Source organism: Stenotrophomonas sp. YJH_SMC_58 (assembly GCF_059369635.1).
The window spans coordinates 115,065-130,818 of the sequence record NZ_JCAFSW010000009.1; the positions used below are offsets into that span (position 1 = coordinate 115,065).

The 15,754-nt window shown below is 57.8% G+C and carries 16 protein-coding genes; 8 read left to right on the forward strand and 8 right to left on the reverse strand.

What is annotated here, in order from left to right; translation table 11 throughout:
• Positions 1 to 44: 44 nt before the first annotated feature.
• The 3 genes from AC5P68_RS13200 to AC5P68_RS13210 all read right to left on the reverse strand — a co-directional run bounded on the left by AC5P68_RS13200 (position 45) and on the right by AC5P68_RS13210 (position 1,534).
• Positions 45 to 383, reverse strand: coding sequence for a hypothetical protein (locus AC5P68_RS13200; RefSeq protein ID WP_495216742.1), 339 nt, complete (start codon positions 381 to 383; stop codon positions 45 to 47).
• Positions 380 to 694: a hypothetical protein gene (locus AC5P68_RS13205; RefSeq protein ID WP_053505548.1), complete on the reverse strand. Its 315-nt coding sequence runs from the start codon at positions 692 to 694 to the stop codon at positions 380 to 382. Before AC5P68_RS13205 ends, AC5P68_RS13200 begins: the two co-directional genes overlap by 4 nt.
• A gap of 66 nt (positions 695 to 760) precedes the next feature.
• Positions 761 to 1,534 carry a hypothetical protein gene (locus tag AC5P68_RS13210; RefSeq protein ID WP_495216743.1) on the reverse strand — a complete coding sequence of 258 codons (774 nt, stop codon included), beginning with the start codon at positions 1,532 to 1,534 and terminating at the stop codon, positions 761 to 763.
• A 130-nt stretch (positions 1,535 to 1,664) separates the two neighbouring features.
• Here AC5P68_RS13210 and AC5P68_RS13215 point away from each other — a divergent pair, with 130 nt between their 5' ends.
• From AC5P68_RS13215 to AC5P68_RS13235, 5 genes are all read left to right on the forward strand, one after another.
• Positions 1,665 to 1,967: a helix-turn-helix domain-containing protein gene (locus tag AC5P68_RS13215; RefSeq protein ID WP_495216761.1), complete on the forward strand. Its 303-nt coding sequence runs from the start codon at positions 1,665 to 1,667 to the stop codon at positions 1,965 to 1,967.
• Between the two features lie 35 nt (positions 1,968 to 2,002).
• Positions 2,003 to 2,134: a hypothetical protein gene (locus AC5P68_RS13220; RefSeq protein ID WP_258179534.1), complete on the forward strand. Its 132-nt coding sequence runs from the start codon at positions 2,003 to 2,005 to the stop codon at positions 2,132 to 2,134.
• A gap of 221 nt (positions 2,135 to 2,355) precedes the next feature.
• On the forward strand, positions 2,356 to 3,468 hold the full coding sequence (locus AC5P68_RS13225) for a dsDNA nuclease domain-containing protein (RefSeq protein ID WP_495216744.1): 1,113 nt from the start codon (positions 2,356 to 2,358) through the stop codon (positions 3,466 to 3,468).
• A 38-nt stretch (positions 3,469 to 3,506) separates the two neighbouring features.
• On the forward strand, positions 3,507 to 5,204 hold the full coding sequence (locus AC5P68_RS13230; protein ID WP_495216746.1) for a coiled-coil domain-containing protein: 1,698 nt from the start codon (positions 3,507 to 3,509) through the stop codon (positions 5,202 to 5,204).
• A gap of 89 nt (positions 5,205 to 5,293) precedes the next feature.
• Complete coding sequence (locus AC5P68_RS13235; protein WP_495216748.1) at positions 5,294 to 6,199, forward strand: toll/interleukin-1 receptor domain-containing protein; 906 nt, start codon at positions 5,294 to 5,296, stop codon at positions 6,197 to 6,199.
• 13 nt (positions 6,200 to 6,212) lie between these two features.
• Here AC5P68_RS13235 and AC5P68_RS13240 read toward each other — a convergent pair whose 3' ends face one another.
• The gene (locus AC5P68_RS13240) at positions 6,213 to 7,604 is read right to left on the reverse strand and encodes a site-specific integrase (RefSeq protein WP_495217026.1); all 1,392 of its coding nucleotides are present in this window, start codon (positions 7,602 to 7,604) and stop codon (positions 6,213 to 6,215) included.
• A gap of 402 nt (positions 7,605 to 8,006) precedes the next feature.
• Between AC5P68_RS13240 and AC5P68_RS13245 the strand changes: the two genes are divergently transcribed.
• Both AC5P68_RS13245 and AC5P68_RS13250 read left to right on the forward strand, forming a co-directional pair.
• Complete coding sequence (locus AC5P68_RS13245) at positions 8,007 to 9,089, forward strand: type II toxin-antitoxin system RnlA family toxin (protein WP_495216751.1); 1,083 nt, start codon at positions 8,007 to 8,009, stop codon at positions 9,087 to 9,089.
• Entirely contained in the window at positions 9,068 to 9,430 is a 363-nt protein-coding gene (locus AC5P68_RS13250) for a type II toxin-antitoxin system RnlB family antitoxin (RefSeq protein ID WP_152236269.1), read from the forward strand. The genes AC5P68_RS13245 and AC5P68_RS13250 overlap by 22 nt, the downstream gene beginning before the upstream one ends.
• Before the next feature lie 82 nt (positions 9,431 to 9,512).
• On the opposite strand, the gene AC5P68_RS13255 is transcribed toward AC5P68_RS13250, so the two are convergent.
• Positions 9,513 to 9,929, reverse strand: coding sequence for a hypothetical protein (locus AC5P68_RS13255; protein ID WP_152236268.1), 417 nt, complete (start codon positions 9,927 to 9,929; stop codon positions 9,513 to 9,515).
• A 178-nt stretch (positions 9,930 to 10,107) separates the two neighbouring features.
• On the opposite strand from AC5P68_RS13255, the gene AC5P68_RS13260 reads away from it, so the two are divergent.
• Positions 10,108 to 11,637 carry a MobA/MobL family protein gene (locus AC5P68_RS13260; protein WP_495216752.1) on the forward strand — a complete coding sequence of 510 codons (1,530 nt, stop codon included), beginning with the start codon at positions 10,108 to 10,110 and terminating at the stop codon, positions 11,635 to 11,637.
• Positions 11,638 to 11,741: 104 nt separating this feature from the next.
• On the opposite strand, the gene AC5P68_RS13265 is transcribed toward AC5P68_RS13260, so the two are convergent.
• The 3 genes from AC5P68_RS13265 to AC5P68_RS13275 form a co-directional block, all read right to left on the reverse strand.
• A complete protein-coding gene (locus AC5P68_RS13265; protein WP_072168241.1) occupies positions 11,742 to 12,896 on the reverse strand; it encodes a phospholipase D family protein in 1,155 nt (384 codons plus the stop codon).
• A 556-nt stretch (positions 12,897 to 13,452) separates the two neighbouring features.
• Positions 13,453 to 14,220, reverse strand: coding sequence for an NYN domain-containing protein (locus AC5P68_RS13270; protein WP_072168240.1), 768 nt, complete (start codon positions 14,218 to 14,220; stop codon positions 13,453 to 13,455).
• On the reverse strand, positions 14,220 to 15,728 hold the full coding sequence (locus AC5P68_RS13275; RefSeq protein ID WP_495216754.1) for a DUF6538 domain-containing protein: 1,509 nt from the start codon (positions 15,726 to 15,728) through the stop codon (positions 14,220 to 14,222). The genes AC5P68_RS13270 and AC5P68_RS13275 overlap by 1 nt, the downstream gene beginning before the upstream one ends.
• Between the last annotated feature and the right edge of the window lie 26 nt (positions 15,729 to 15,754).

Sequence of the window (15,754 nt, forward strand, 5' to 3'; positions counted from 1 at the left end):
CAGCGCGTTTGGCGTAAAGCTATCGATTATGGTCGGCTAGGTGGCTACTGAGTCAGCTGTGCATACATCACGAACAGGAACATCGGCAGCCCGCTTAGGACAGCGAAGGCCCCCAGTGCGCCCATCAGCGTCAGCACGGTCATGGCCCACCACTGCCACCAAGCGAACCCTTTATCCCTAGCCTGAGCCACTCGAGATTCGGCGGGGTAGAGGCGTCCTACCTTCCGTGTTCCTCGCCGGGCCATAAGCGGCCCAACAATGAACCCAAAAGGTCCGAGGAAGAGCAAGGTTCCCGAATACCACCAGAAGAACCGGTCCCTGGGGGGCATCAACTTGCGCCGGGCAGGGGGCGACTGGTCAAGAAGAGGGGGAGGGACGCTCATTTGGCGTAGGCCCTCCAAGTCCCATCCTCTTTGACGTAGCGCAGGTTCTTGCCGATAGGAACCGGAACTCGGCGGCCGCCAATGTCGATAGCCACCTTGCCGCTGGTGTCGCAGCGGTATCCGGCGGTGTCTTTCGCTTCAACGCACCCGTTGATTTGGAACTCGGGGACATCGGAGATCTGCCCGGCTCCGCTCTGCTCGAGCAGGGTGACCAGCGCTTTCTGGGCGTCCGCGTTGGAAGGCGGGCCGCCGCAGGCGGTCAATGCAAAAGCGGTCGCCAAGCCGGCGAAGGCAAGCTTCGGTGCTTTCATAATCATTCCTTGGGAGTGATGAGGGGCGGCGGTGGGCCGCCCCGGACGGGTAGAGAAGGAGAGGGCTTACCGGTCTCGATTGCCTTCCGGCTTGAACCCAGCGAGCCACATCCTCGAATCTTTGAAGGGCGTCAGCAGACCGCTGGCTCCCGGGTGCAGATCCGATGTTTGGATGAAGCCGCTTACCCAGGCCACGCGAAGGGCTACGTCGACAGCCCGGTCGGACACACCTGGACGGCTCACGTTGAGGACGAACGGCTGGCTCGGCGGATTGGGGCCGCTGGACCGACTAGCCCCGGTGTTCGGTTTGCCTGCCGGCACTCGAATCCCAGTCAGGCTGTCGCGCCCTTTCCAAAGTGCCGCCGTGTTGAGCTCGGCGATGTCGCCCAGGTCGTCGGTCTCCGTCAGGGCTGCATTGGCGCAGGTCTGGAAGACCTCTGTGGTCGACGCGGAGGGGCTTGTCCAGATGCGGGCCTCGACGGTCCAGCAGCGCAGGGACGTTCCCCACTCCTGGAATGTCAGGGCGACCCGGGGCCAGTCCAGTCGGCCTTGCTGGGCAAGCTGGTGGTTATCGGATTTGAAGAGCCCGGGCAGCTTCCCTGCACCGCTGACCGGGGCGTAGATCGGCTGGTTGCCAGAGGCTTGGGTGGTGGCCCCGGCGGGCTTCCCCCCCATCATTTCTTGGCCCGCATTCTTCAGGCTGGTCCCAAGCTGGCGGAAAAAGCCCGGCTTTCCTGACTCCGGGTTGGACTGGCTGGCTTCCTGGGCGGAAACGACATGTGCACTCAACAGCAGCGTGGCCACCAGGGCGGCGGCCATCCTTGTCTGGTTCTTCTTCATGAAAACCCCTGTGGTTGGTCGGGAGGGTGCTACATTTCATGAAGAGTCTGCCATGCATTGAGGGACCACGTCATGCTGTCCACCCAAGTTTTCAACATTCGTTCACGTGTCCAAGGCTTCCCCCCGTTCATTGTTCGCCGCCCGCCTCAAACAGGCCCGGGAACTGCGCGGCATCGCCAGCCAGCGAGCGCTGGGGGTTCTGATGGGGCTCGATAAGAAGCTGGCGAGCAGCCGGGTCAACCGGTATGAGACCGAGGTCAGTGGGATTGACCTGGACGGGCTCGCGCGTTTGGCCGAAGTGCTGGGCGTGCCAATGGCCTACTTGGTCGCGAGAGATGACCACATGGCCGACGTTATTCTGGCGTTGGAAGAGCTTTCGCCGGAAGAGCGCGCGGATGCGGCGCTTTGGTTGCTGAAAAAGCTCAAACGGTGACTGTCGTTGGTTTCCTTCTATAAGGAGAGCTCCAGATGGCAACGAAGAAGATCGGACGCGATGCGGGTTCAGGGAGATTCAAGCCCGTAAAGGAAGCGGAACGTGACAAGAAGGGCTCGGTGGTTGAGACGATCAAAACGCCGCCCCCGAAACCCAAGAAGAAGTGACTGCGCCTGCCACAGGGAAGTGGCACCCCAAATGTTTTTCTTAGGTGGTCGCTTTGGACGTTTGGAGGGGGCGTTAGCCGAGCCGTGGGGAAACACCAGCCCGGCAGGCAACTCATTGATTATGCTGAGTGTGTAGGCCCAATGTTGACTTGGGTCACAAACATCCCTCTAATCGCGGCAAGGCGTCGGGCAAGGAGATCCGACGGAAGGGGCCTCGGGAAATGAGTTCGACCGTCATCGCTGACTTTCTGTCCACGGCTCAATTGGCAGAGGAAGGCGGCGCTATCTCTGCGGATCGCTTCGATTACCAAAAGAACTGGGCTTTGGCTCGGTTGCTGACCCTGCACCAGGGATCAGGGAACTACGTGCTCCTTTGCGAGTTGCATGAGGACATCGCTGTCCTGGATTGTCCAGACCAGCCATCACGCGCCGCGTTCTATCAGATCAAGACCAGCGAAAAAAAGGCTTGGACGCTGAAGAGGCTGACGAATCGGAAGAAGGGTAAGAGTGGCGACGCTCTACCTTCCATCCTTGGGCGATTGTGCGCCAAGGCTGCTCAGCTAAAGCAGGAGCAAGTCACTTTCCAGTTCGTGACCAACGTGGGAAGCGGCTACGGCTTCCCTGTCACCGAAAAGGCCTCTGAGCCATCTGGTGAGCGACTCTTTGAGGTGTTGAAGCCTACAGAGTGGGAGGCTATGAGGACCTGCTTGGCGGACGAACTGGGCGAGGACTTTGAGGAGCCTCTCCGGGAGCAGCTAACGGTTTCCATTGCCCAGATTCATCTGGATACACACAACGAAACCGCTGTCGGCTTGGTGACCAACTTCTTAGATCAGCACGTCAAAGGCGCTCACATTCGGCCCAAGGCTTTCTACAGAACGCTGTTTGACGAGTTGCGTAGACGGACTGTAGCTAAAAGGCCGTCCGGGACCATTTCCGAGGTTTGCAGTGCAAAAGGGATCGACCGGGCGTCCTTTAACCTGATGCTTGACAGCGCACGATCTGTAGCACCAGCCGCTGGTGCTTGGGCAAATGTCCTCGCAGAGCTACACAAAGACAACGTGCCATTTCCCGTTCGGGTCAAGCTCCGGGAAGCCTATCCGGACTACTTCTCAAGGATGCAGAGCCCGTTGGATGGAGCGTTTCGCCGAGACAGGCAAATCCTCGTCGCAGCGGGTGAGAGCGTCATGGCCAATAGTGCAACGCTGTTTGACATGGCGAACGCTGCCGTGGCGATCGCTCGAAGCGACTCTGGATACGGCGCTGCTGCGCTTTCCCCGGAGCAGGAACTCATTGTCGTAATGATGACTTTCTATGAAAACCACTCCCAATAACTTCCGGATGCTGGTGCGCAGTCTAAGGACCAGGACTCATGAAAAACTTAGTCTTTCAAAGGCTTCATCTCGTATCCCATCGGGAACGAAAAGCAAGGTCGGTCGAGTTCCACCCCGACGTGACGGTGATCAAGGGCCTAAATGACGTAGGCAAGTCATCGTTAGCCAAGTCCATATATGGGACGCTGGGCGCAGAAGCGGCAGAGATCCATCCGGATTGGAAAGGTGCGAGCGTCATATCGGCGCTGGAGTTCACTGTAGACGGCGATTCCTACGTCATGTTGAAGGAGGGAAAAACCTTCACATTGATCGAATCAGAGCGCGTCAGAGGTTGCTACACCAGTGTCACTGAAGGGCTCGCGCCGGCTCTCTATGAGTTGCTGGGTGCCAAGCTTCGGCTGAAAAATCGGGCCGAGAAGGTGGTTGTTCCGCCGCCGGCCTACCTGTTTATCCCTTTCTATGTGGACCAAGACGCTGGATGGAGCAGTCCTTGGACTTCCTTTGCTCGTCTGGAGCAGTTCGCTCGCTGGCGAGAAGACGTTGTTAACTTTCATGTAGGCGTGACAGGCGCTGAGTATTTCGATGCCTTAGAGCTCCAGGCGACAGCAACGGCTGCCAAAGTTGAGCCGGCTAAGCAGTTGGATGGATTGCGCTCGCTTCAGAAACGAGCCAAGAACACGGTTGCTGAAGACATCGACGTAGAAATCGATCCGGAAGTCTTTTCCGAGGAGATTGAGCGCGTGGTGGGCATGCTCCAACAGCTGGTGGAGGTCCGTGAGGAAGAGCGAGCAAAGCTCTCAGGCTTGACCCAGCGCCGACTACAACTGGAGGCTCAGCGAGAGATTCTCGATCGCGTTCGCAGGGAGTTGCATGCGGACTACATGTTCGCTGTAAAGCATGAGGGTGAAGACTTAGAGTGCCCGACCTGTGGTCAGCTTCACGAGAACTCGTTTGGTGAACGGTTTGCGTTGGCGCAAGATGAAAGTCGGACAGACGATGTCTTAGTTGAGGTGATGAATGCTCAGGCGATTGTATCTGGTGAGATCGCCATCAGTCGTCAGCGCCTCAAAGACGCCACCGAGGACGAGCAAAGGTTCAATGAGCTTCTCACTCGCAGACGGGGGCAGGTCACGTTTGCACGTTTACTTGAGCGAGCAGGACAGAAGCGATTCTCCTCACAGCTGGACGATCAGGTTGCTGATCTTGTTCAGGAGATCGCCACTCTGGACTATCGGATTAAGCAGGCGGCGGAGCGGCTAAAAAATGCGCGCTCAACAGAGCGAAAGAAGGAGATCCTCGAGACGTATGCTCGGTTGTTGACTGGCTTTGCCGGGAAGCTCAGCGTCATGTTTCAAGAAGACTTTCTTAAGTCGCTGATGCTCAAGATTCAAGAGACCGGAAGTGACCGGCCCCGCGCCATCCTCGCTTACGTTTATGCAATCCTTCATCTCATCTGGGATGCGGAGGATGCTGTGAGATGTCCGATTGTGCTGGATTCGCCCAAACAGCAGGATCAGGATGACATCAATCACCTGAATCTTCTTCACTTCATCAGAGACGAACGGCCGATTGGATCTCAGCTCATCCTGTTGCTGGTCGACGATGCAGAGGTTGATTTCGGTTGTGAGCCATTGGTGTTGGACTCGAAGTATTCGCTGCTCTCCGCCGAAGAATATGAGCAGACATCTGAGGTGATTCGTGGTTTCCAAGCCATTCGAGAGATGTCGGCACATTGATCCTCATCGCCGCAACTCAATGTAGGGGCTCCTCCAGTCGGAAAGGCCTGGTCATCTGTCGTGGCTAACTCAGTCAGTATGGAGGGCGTATGTATAACTTGTTGATGGTGTATCGGGAGGGGACTTGGGATGAGGACGAGTTCATCCTTGAGCTGCCGCGTTACCTTGAGCACACTGTTCCGCCGCTAGCAGAGCGTTTTGCTACCTTGAATGCGGATACTATTGCCGCCCTTAAGGGGCTTCCTACTCTGTTTGCCTATGAAGATCGAGGACGTGACGTTGGACCTTCCTCGCAGGTCGGTCGGATCGAGGACATCCAAGTTCGTTACGGGGGTGTGCGGATCACTTGGTCCATTGACGCGAGAATAGGCCCTATCCCAGCTGAACGCCTAAAGGAGATGTTTGGCCAGCTGGATATCTCGGAGCGAAACTGGGAACACACCCGCACTCACTGGGCGGTGAAGGACGTTGATCTGCTAGATGTCCTGGTCCGAAACGGCATCTTGCAGGATGACCCATCTCTGCCCCCTAAGGTCTTCGTTTCCTATTCTTGGGATTCCCCTGAGCATCTGGAGTGGGTCCGTAGGCTCGTGATTGATTTGCGGGCGAACGGTGTCGACGCAATCTCGGACCGAACACACCTTCGGTTCGGACAGGACCTGCCCCATTTCATGGAACAGGCAGCTGCCTGTGATCGGGTGATCGTGGTCTGCACCGAAAACTACATGAACCGCGCAAACCAGCGCTTGGGTGGGGTTGGGTATGAGCATCTAGTGACCGCCGCACAGCTTGCCAGCGATCCCTTGTCTATGAGATTCATCCCAGTCATCAAAGATCAGCGAGATGCCGGGAACACCCCTGTAAATCTTAGGGGAAGGATGTTCGTAGATCTCAGTGATGGGCCGGGATACAACACCAACTTCCAGGCGTTGGTTCGAGACATTCATAACGCCGTCCCTCCCGTCCCTCCCCTTGGTCGACGACCGCAGTTCTAGGTGGTCGATTTTCTCAAGGATAGAACTTGCGAGGGTCGGACAAGGCCCCCTTGAACTGGCCCGCTTGGTAGACCGGCAGCACCACGTCAGGGCGATACCTCTCCAGGACTGCGATCTGCTTTGTTCGTGCCAACGCGGGCTTCTTGTGGAAATAGGCCTCGTGCAGCACAGGGACCCGCTTGCTGATGGAGTGGCCGGTGACCAGGGCAATGTCCTCATCGGCCACCCCCATGTGATGCAGCTCGGTGGCAAGGGTATGCCGGAAAGCGTGGAACCCGACGCCTTTAGGAAAGTCGAGATCCTTCATGTATCGGCTGAACTGGTTGAGGACGCCTTGGCTGTAACGGGCATTGGTGTCGCCATTGTCGCGTCGCACCCCGGCAGATAGGTGGGGGAAGAGGCGAGGATGGCCACAAGCGCGGATGTCCTCCACGAACGCCAGGAAACCAGCATCGAGCAGCGGTTGGGGAATGGGGAGCGTTCGGACGGCTGCTTTGCCTTTTAGGCTTTGGCGGCTTCGATTCCGGTCTTTATGGCCAAGGTCGCTGTCGATGGTCTTTTGGATGCGGATGCACCATACGCCGCTCTCCTGAACGATGTCGTGCAACTTGAGCTGAGCCACTTCATTGATACGTGCGCCGGTATATAAGCCAATCATGGGCACCCACCAACGATGCGGGGATTTCATTGCCCAAGGGATGAAGGTCTGAGGGGCGAAGATGCGCTGCAAATCCTGCTCATCAAACAGCCTCTCGGCTTTGTTGGGGTCAATAGCCAGGTCTTTCTTGACCTCCGCGAAGACGCGCATGGGCGAGGCGATGATGGCCTTTGCTTCTTCCAACCGCCCGAAGAACGTAACCAAGAACCTGCGGTGCTTTTCAGCTGTGGCGGGAGCAGGCGGATCGACGCACAACTTCTTGCCTCGCGCTACCGCCTGCTCGAACGTCCAATCTCGATACATGGTGTCCGACAGTAGTAGCGGCGGAGCCCATCGCAGAAGGTCCCACAACCTGTAGATGTGGGTATGGTCGATTCGAGAAACAGGAATGTCCCCGCAGGCCATCTGGAGCAGTTTCAATGTCCGCGCCGTGGACTCGATGGTGTTGCGTGTCAGGCCCATGCGCTCGCGGTCAGCCAGGTAGTCCCGGATCTCGATAGACAGCAATCGAGCAGGGGCGGCCACGGGGAGCGGCTCGGGGTAGCGCGTGCCATTCTTTCCAAGGTTCGCTCGACGGGTCCGCTCACAGGCGTCGTTGATGATCTCTTGAGCATGGATGGCTGCTTCTCGGCCGGTGACAATCATTTCGCCGATGCGGACGCGGCCAATGCGAACGTCTGTCAGCTTGAGCGTGCCAGTTGGGTCGGCCAAGTAGGAGTTGAGGTGTTTCGAGGTGGGGGAGGTCACTGCGTTGCTTCCATCTGAAGGATGGAAGTACAGATACTGCGGGCCTAAAAATCGTCAACGAATAATCGGGGTTTTGTTCACGGCCTTAGGCATCGCCTGAAAGGTGCCGTTTTGCACGTCGGCCTAGCCAATCGTACCGCGCGAAAATGCACCTGAAGTTTCATATTTATCAATGGCTTGCGTTCGGCGGGGCGGACCGTTTTCGGAGTCATTACCGTACTGTTTAACTGAAGTAAGCTAACAGTTCATTTTTTGAACATGAATGAAATATAAATGACGATTCTGTTTTGTTAGCTAGTTCATGTCGGATCATCCAGGTCAACGCCGGACGGCGGCTTGTGTTCCTATCCATGCCTCACAGATCTGTTATCATCTAGTGTTAAGGACGATCAGGGGGCGGCAGTGGCGGAGAAGCGGTTCAAGGACATTTTTCTCGATTGCGCAAAAGTGCAATCCGCTCTGGTGGATGCTGGCGCGACTGATTTGGCCGAGCGGGTCGTGAAGGAAGGGCGACTGACTCACCATAGCGGAGAGCTAAATGGGAAGCGTTTCTTGGTCCAGATCTTCGCCAATAACGGCGGAAAGTTCACCATCGGCAACTCGTCGGGGTTTGATGCGGCGACCTTTGAGGTTCTTGGGGATGCCATCAAGGATCGGTGCGGGTATGGTTCTCCTTCCCCTCTCAATGCGAGTCTCCCTCGTTTCGAGGATGAGAAGGTTGCCTTTGTTTTGGATTACCTGCTTGAGCAGGGCGTGGAAATCAACGGCGACGAGACGACAGCCAACTACAGGCTGATTCGTGTGGTTGGCACAAATGGCGAGCGACTGACTTTCAAGCACTACAAGAATGGCACGTTCCACATGCAAGGCGTGCATGGAAAGGTCGCCGGGTGGGCATTGGATGCAGTGCAAACCATGCTTCCTGTGGACAAGATCCTTGCTCACCAAAAGGACATTTACTCTGTCCCTTTGTCGGTCGAGCAGATCAAGCAGAACCTCGAGGTTAAGATTCCTATCGTTCACGATTACCTTCGTGACGCCGTCCGTATCCAGTTTTCATCCTCGCTGGCGCTCACGCAGGTGGGCATTGCCCTGGAAGATTATTCTGCGGTCGCCTACCCCGCGTTGCGAGGACTTGAGGGCTACTGCTTCCAGCTTCTGGGCGAAGAGGGCGGTATCGCGCTAAATGTTAGGGAAAAGCTAGGTGATTATTTTGATTTGGAAGCACCCACGCCGAGAGTCCTGTCTACCTATCAGGCGACCTGCTCACTAGAAGTTCAGCAAACTCTTGTCGAAGGTTACCAGCTGTGGCATAACCTTCGGCACCGTCTCTTCCACATGGACGGCAACGTGGACACCACGCGAATGCTAAAGACGCGTGAAGAGGCAGTCGCCATTGTGGATGAGGTGTTTTCGCTTGTAGAGAGTGGCCATCAACGAATCAGCCGTTCAAAAGGCAAGGTATGCGAAAGTTTGTCGTCATAAGTTCTTCATCGGAAGCCTTCTCGGTCGTCGTCATGGCGACAGGGCAGAGCTTGCCGCAGGAGAACTTGGAAGACGTGGCTGAAGAGCTGCGGCGACGCCAAGTATTTGGCAATGTCGTATTCGATCTTCTGGCGTCGAACGGCTCTCGCCACTGCCGTTTTTACGAAGCCGACTTTGATGGCTACGCCTTCGATAGCCGCGCTCGATTCAAGGCAGTGCAGCCGGATCCGTGTGTCCGCGAAGCAACGGCGCAATACCTTAAAGGTCACATGGATGAGTTCGACCTCTCCATGCTGACCCCTGCGATGCAGTTCGCCGCCAAGCGCGGCGTGGCCCTATAAAAAGGCTTTTGAACGTCTAGGGAGCCCGGCAGCGCCAGCCTAGTCAGTTGGCGTTGAGTTGGAGTCGCAGTCCTTAAGCTCGTTAGTCGGAGATCCCTGGGAGGTTTGTAACGAACATCTTCTTCTTCGGGGAAATCTTCGGCGTTTGTGACATCCCGGCTAAGGCAGATCCTATCTTGCGCCTTGTATTCTTGTTTTCGCGGCGAGTAAGTATTTCTCGACACGCCTTGCCGGTTTCCCTTGCGCTATCTGTGGTGATGTTGTAATCCCCATTTTTTCCTTGTTGGATTCCGCTGGTTGGATCTGGTTCCCCAAGTTCATTTGCGGCATCTTGAATGGAACGTATGGATGGGAGTGATCGAAGATCCGGTTCCATTTTGCGATCAGGATCCTTTGAGTCGAACGGGTCGCCTGCTTCAGCGGCGCGCGTAATCACTTCAATGGCTGCCGCTTTTTTGTCATCTTCTGCTTCTTTGTCATCAGTCGGTTTGTCGCTCATCCTTAGCTTTCCTATTTCTTAGATTGGTGGACAGTATGGAGGATGAAAGGCAAGAGCGCACTTAGGCATCCTGACGGATGCGTGCGCCAAGGGCTGCGCCCCTGGAACCCCAAGCCTCTGCGAGGCTTGCCAAAGGCAAAAGTTGAGCCATAAAGACTTCTATTTCTTAGGAGTTTCCATGGCTATCTTCCACGCGGCGGTCAAGACGTTCAGCCGAGCCAAAGGCCAATCCGCCGTCGCCGCAGCCGCCTATCGAGGTGGCTTGCTGCTGTCCGATGTCATCACCGGGCAGCAGCACGACTACCGCCGTCGGAGCGGCGTTGTCGAGACCTTCTGCCTCGCACCCCCAGATGCGCCCGACTGGGCACTGGTGCCCGGCGAGCTCTGGGCCGTCGCGGAGGCCGCTGAGCGTCGTAAGGACGCTACGGTGGCTCGCGAGTTCGAGCTGTCGTTGCCCCATGAGCTTTCGGAAGAACAGCGCGCACACCTGGCGTTTTCCATCGCCGAGGCCTTGGTGGATCGCTACCAGTTCGCCATCCAAGCTAGCATTCACTCCCCTGGGACCCCGGACGGGCTTAATCATCACGTGCACCTGCTTGCCAGCACCAGACGCATTGGGCCGGATGGGTTTGGCGAGAAAACGCGCGAGCTCGATGGGGGCGTGTCGGGAAAAGTACAAGTCCAGTGGGTCCGGGAGATGGTTGCTGAAACGACCAACGCACACCTTGAAGCGGCTGGCCTGACGGTCACAATCGATCATCGGAGTCTGGCAGAGCAGGCTCGGGCGGCGTCGGACCGGGGTGACGAACTCCGAGCCGTAGCCCTATCTAGAGAGCCCACGAGACACCTTGGAAAGGCAGCAACTGCGCTGTCCAGAAAGGGCATGGACAGCCGGCTGGTAGCGGAGAACGACGTCATAGAGGTCGGCAACGTCGAACATCTGGACCATCTCACCCTCCAAGCTGGGCGCGAGGGCAGGGCAGTTCCCATGCCTGCGTCGGTCGGTCATGGCCAAGGTGGCCGGCCGTCCTCCATGCAGGGCTTGGCTCCTGGACTCGAGATTCGAGGCGTGTCCGGGATGCGGCTGTCTCAGGTCGTGGCCCTCCAGCACGAAGCGACCGAAGGGCAGCGCCCGGTCAGTCTCGTCGAGCGTGTGAGTGATGCCTTGCGCGACCTGCGGGACATCGCGCGCGCTAGGGCAGACCTGTCGACCCAGCGCATCCGTGCTGGTCTCGAATGGGCTCAAGCCGAACTGGCAAAGGCTGGGGAGACGGTCCTCTTGCGGCAGTGGATCACCAAAGCGGTTCTTCAGGTCCGGGCACTGCGAGCGGCGATCCTGGGGCGCGCCTTGCGATTGGTGTCGCTGGGCAGGGCTGAACGCCTACGTCACCTAGCTCAGCACGAATGGGAGCGCTTCAACACCGACTATCCCATGGGAACCAACGGCTATTCGCGGCCCGAATGGACGCAGCGCCGGGAGCGCCGCCTGTCTGCGCTGGAGCAGCGGACCAAGGAGCTCGAGAAGGCGCGGTTGCGCGGGTCGGCTGAGGCGCTGGCAGAGGTAGATGCGGACATCCTCCGCAAGGCGGTCGAGCTGGAGGCCCTCCCTTCGCCGTCCCAGTTCGCTCTTGAACGGCAGGCCATTTCGTCGGCTGCAGGGAACTCCTCCGCGCCAGTTTTGAAGCCACGGCCGCCCACCCTCCATTGAACGAAAGAGCCCCGCGAATGCGGGACTGGTTGTCATGACTGCGTCCGGAGACGTTTTCCGGCTAATGCACTAGCTCGGTAAGGGCTGATGGTGCCGCGTGCGAGTCACCCCTGCGGGTTGTATTCCGATGAGTCCCAGATCAGCAGATCAAGTTCGGCCAGATTTTTCGCGATGTAGCCAGGGTTTGCGCGGAGGGCCGTCCGAAGCTTCTTCGCGAGATCGATGTATTTCGAGCCTTCGCTGGATCCACGCGGAGCGCTGAGTTGATGCTTGACCAAGAAGGCACGAACCGGATTGTTGAGGACGGGGTAAGAGTTAGGGAATCGAAGGCAGAGCATTTCCGACAGGAAAGCTCGGCGTGCTGGATTGGCGCGATCATGAAGGCGGTCTATCTCTCGCCTGACGACATCATCACGGTCTCGCTTGGAGGCATCTTCAATGGCGATGAAAGCTTGGGCTATCTCCTTAAAATCTGCCGCCATCCCCAGTCTCTCCCATCCTCTTCCTTGCAATCGATTGCCAAGCTCAAAGCTCCAGTGGCTTGGCAGCAGTTCATAAAACTCGTTGTTCTTTATCTCGCCTTTCGCAGTTCGCCTGAAAAGGGCCATGAGTCCTTTTTTGTGCTTCTCAAAGGCCTTCATCTGTTTCTGGCGTTCCTGGACACGCTCCTCAGCGTTCGCGGGCCAAGGAAGCTTGAAGGCTACGGTGGGGGCCTCGTCGGCGAAGGATGCCTTGTTCTCATCGTTGCCGATTTTGGGCGGACGGACTGCTTCCGTGTAGAGCTCCAGCCAGTCCTCTGAAACAGGGATGGATGATTCCTCGATCCAGTCTATCCAAGCTCTGACATCATTGAACTCACTGGCGGAAATCGATACGAGGATGTTCGCTTCCACATTGCTGTTGAAGGCTGCTTTGCTTAGGTTTGAAGAACCGATGATCATGAACGCGTCACCGCTCAGGTCCTTCCAAATGACTGACTTGGGATGAAAGCCGCGGATTCCATCGGCAACCAGGAACTCGGCCTTTCTCGATGGAGCTAGCCACCTCAGGACCTTCCGACAGGCATCTTTTCGCGTAATGCCGAAGTCCTTTCCAACGATGAATCGGAATCGCTTGCATTGGGGCGATATCTTTAAAGCGTCGTCCCACTCAGTCAGGTATGCGGAGACCACATACAACTCCACCGCTTCTCGGAATGCCTTGGTGTAGCGATGGCCAAGCTGACTTTTCTGCTGGCTCTGATGTAAAAACAGTTCCATGTTTCCCCTTTGGTGATCGCTTGGAGCGTTCCGTATTGGTCCTTCGTATGAGCGTTCCGCCTGAGTTTTACGGGAGGGATGGACCGCTCACGCGCTTCGGCGAATGCTGTTGTGTCTTAACTGGCTGGAGACCGCGAGCCTTCCGCCAGTCTTCCTGCGAGGGGAAGGTGGGTGGTAACTGTTCGCGGTCAACCGTCGAGGCTCGTGGAGATGGTCGACAGGTCGGGCTGGATGTGTAGGCTTGCTGGGCCTGGCCGTGGGGTGAGCCAGCGAACCTTCGCATGAGCAGCGCGGCGACATCAATGGCGTGTTGAACGTCGATTTCTCTGGCATTGACGTCGCGCGTGTCGCTCTGGGCTATTAGGGTCGGGAGCAGGCGGCTGGCGATACGGAGCTCAACATTTGCGGGCATAGGATTTCTGAGGTTCCAGATGTGAAAAGTATTCACATCGAAGCACTGGCTGGAAGATTGGCAAGGGGAGGAATCTGCGCTGGTTCACAGATCTTGAAGTTGCTTTCCAATGCCTAGGAGTCGAAAGCCGACCAGCAAAAGCAGTCACACATCGGCCGATTCGATTTGCGGTGCCAGCTTAACAAGCCAGTGTCCGCCGGATGCTTGTGAGGCTGTCAGGAGGTCATACGTCTTGATCATGTTCAGGAGCCCGGAGTGGCCATAGGCGTTCGGGGAGAAAGATGGGTCAGTCCGTTTCAGATAGTGGCCAAGCGTTCCTAGCACTACTTCCCCGTCCGTGGTCCCATCGGCTAGCAAGGAGACCGCGTCGACAAGAAAGCGAGGGCGGCGTTTGGGAAGCGGCTTGGGTGCCTCCACTTTGCCGTGGGAGTCCTTGGGGGGCGGGGCAGGTGATTCCTCGCAGGATGCATTCGACTCTGCTGGTTGCCACTCGAAAAACTGGTCGCAGGCGTTGCGCAATGCCTCTGGTGTCTTGGCTTCACCAACGATGCAGACGGTGGCTCCTCGCTCTCGGAGCTTGCGACAAAGGTAGGCAAAGTCAGAGTCGCTGGTCACTAGGCAAAAGGTGTCCGCTCGTTGGTCAAACATTGCCTCCAGAGCGTCCAAAGCCAACGCCATGTCAGCTGTGTTTTTGCCCGCCGCGTATTGATACTGGAGGCATGGAGTGAAGGCCTGTCGGACCAAAGTCTCCTGCCAGCGCTTAGCCAGCGTGGCGTGGTTGCCGTAACCCCTCCGAACGACAACCCGTCCGAACTGCGCGGCCATGAGAAGGGCGTGATCCACAATCTCCGGATTGACGTTGTCGCAATCCAGAAGAACCGCGACGCGTGATTCGTGTGGAACGATGCTCATCAACCAGCTTTCCTTTGCTTGTCGGAGCTGGGCTCCACGGTCAAGAGGGCGCGAAGCGCAGGCAGGTTGAGCTCGTAAGAAAGCACAGCCAGCCCCGGCGAGACGCCTTTAAGGCCTTTCAGCTTTTCCCGGACCGTGAAGGTCCGGCTGTAGGTGGCATGGTGCTCGTCGTCCAGCTCATGGCCCACCAGTTGGGCCCGGAGCTCGGAGACCACGCCAGCGCCTTGGAGCTCCTGAATCAGCGTTTTTCGGAGGGAGTGGAAGCCACGCTTGGCTTCCGGCCAGTTTGCCCCGACCTGCTCCAGGTGTCGGCCGAATGCCTTGGTGATCCAGTTGCCCGCGCCGTTTTTGGCGTTCGCCTTGGCGGCGGGGAAGAGCCGTGGTGCCTTCTGGGCTCGAAGGGTGCCCACCCAGTCCAAGAAGCCCAGCTCAATGAGGTCGGGATGCACGGGGATCGTGCGCAGGCTGACTTCGGTCTTGACCTTCTGGTGCTCCCCCTCGTCAGAAATCCTAATGCAGGGCAGTCCGTCCACCGTCAAGACATCCTCGACCAAGAGCTGGCCGACCTCTGATGCCCGGGCACCCGTGTAGAGACCCAGCAACGAGGCCCAACGGGCGGACAGGGCCAGCTCTTCGAACGCGGCCGGTGCGAACAGCGCTTGGACCTGATGACTGTCATAGGCCTTAAAGCCGAACCGCTTCCTAGCCCGCTTCTCGCGGGTGGAGTAGGTGACATGGCCTGCGGCCGGGTTGTCGCCCTTGGGATAGTGGCCGGAGGCCATGGCCCACTCGAAAAACCCGCCCTTGCCCCCGATATAGGACTGTTTATTGGTCAGGGTGGGGGTGGCTGCGCCGCCATCTCGCATGAACTGATACCAGCGGGCCAAGTCGGACCTGGTCAGTGAGTGCAGCTTGCTCTTGTCGCCCAAGAAGGACACCAACGCCTCGATGGCGGTCTTCTTGATGGTGTAGGTCTTGGGCAGGCAGCCGGGCTGGATGCTGGCCAGCCACCCGTCGCGGGCCTTGCCCAAGGTGATGGTCTCCACGGCAGGCTTGGTCACGCGACGGGCCACGGGCATGGGCGGCACGCCCTCACGGATCAACTCGCTCAGCTCACTGGGCTGAGAGGCAGAGAGCTCCATCATCTGCTGATAGAGCCTGACATCGTCTGGCGTGTCGATTTGCCAGTGCTCGGTCACCGTCCCGTCTGCTGTCTTGGTCCGGTTCAAGATCAACTGCTGTAGCGGGTCGCCATCGGTCAGGCGCCTGAGTAGCGCGTCGATGTCCTCTTCCTTGATTCCCATGCGTTGCTCCCTCAACACGTCGAAGGCTTGAGCATAGCGCGCCGCCAGTTGCAGGGCGCGCAACTGGGCCACGGCCAGCTCGGACGTGCGCAGGGTGCGCTTGAAGATGCGCCGGCCAACGATGGCCTGGAGATCGGTGGGGACCCGTTGCCGGAAAGACCAGAGCCCTGAGGGCGCGCGAACGAGGTGGTGTGGGATGCGCATCGAGAGAGATGTGTCCCGATTTGTGT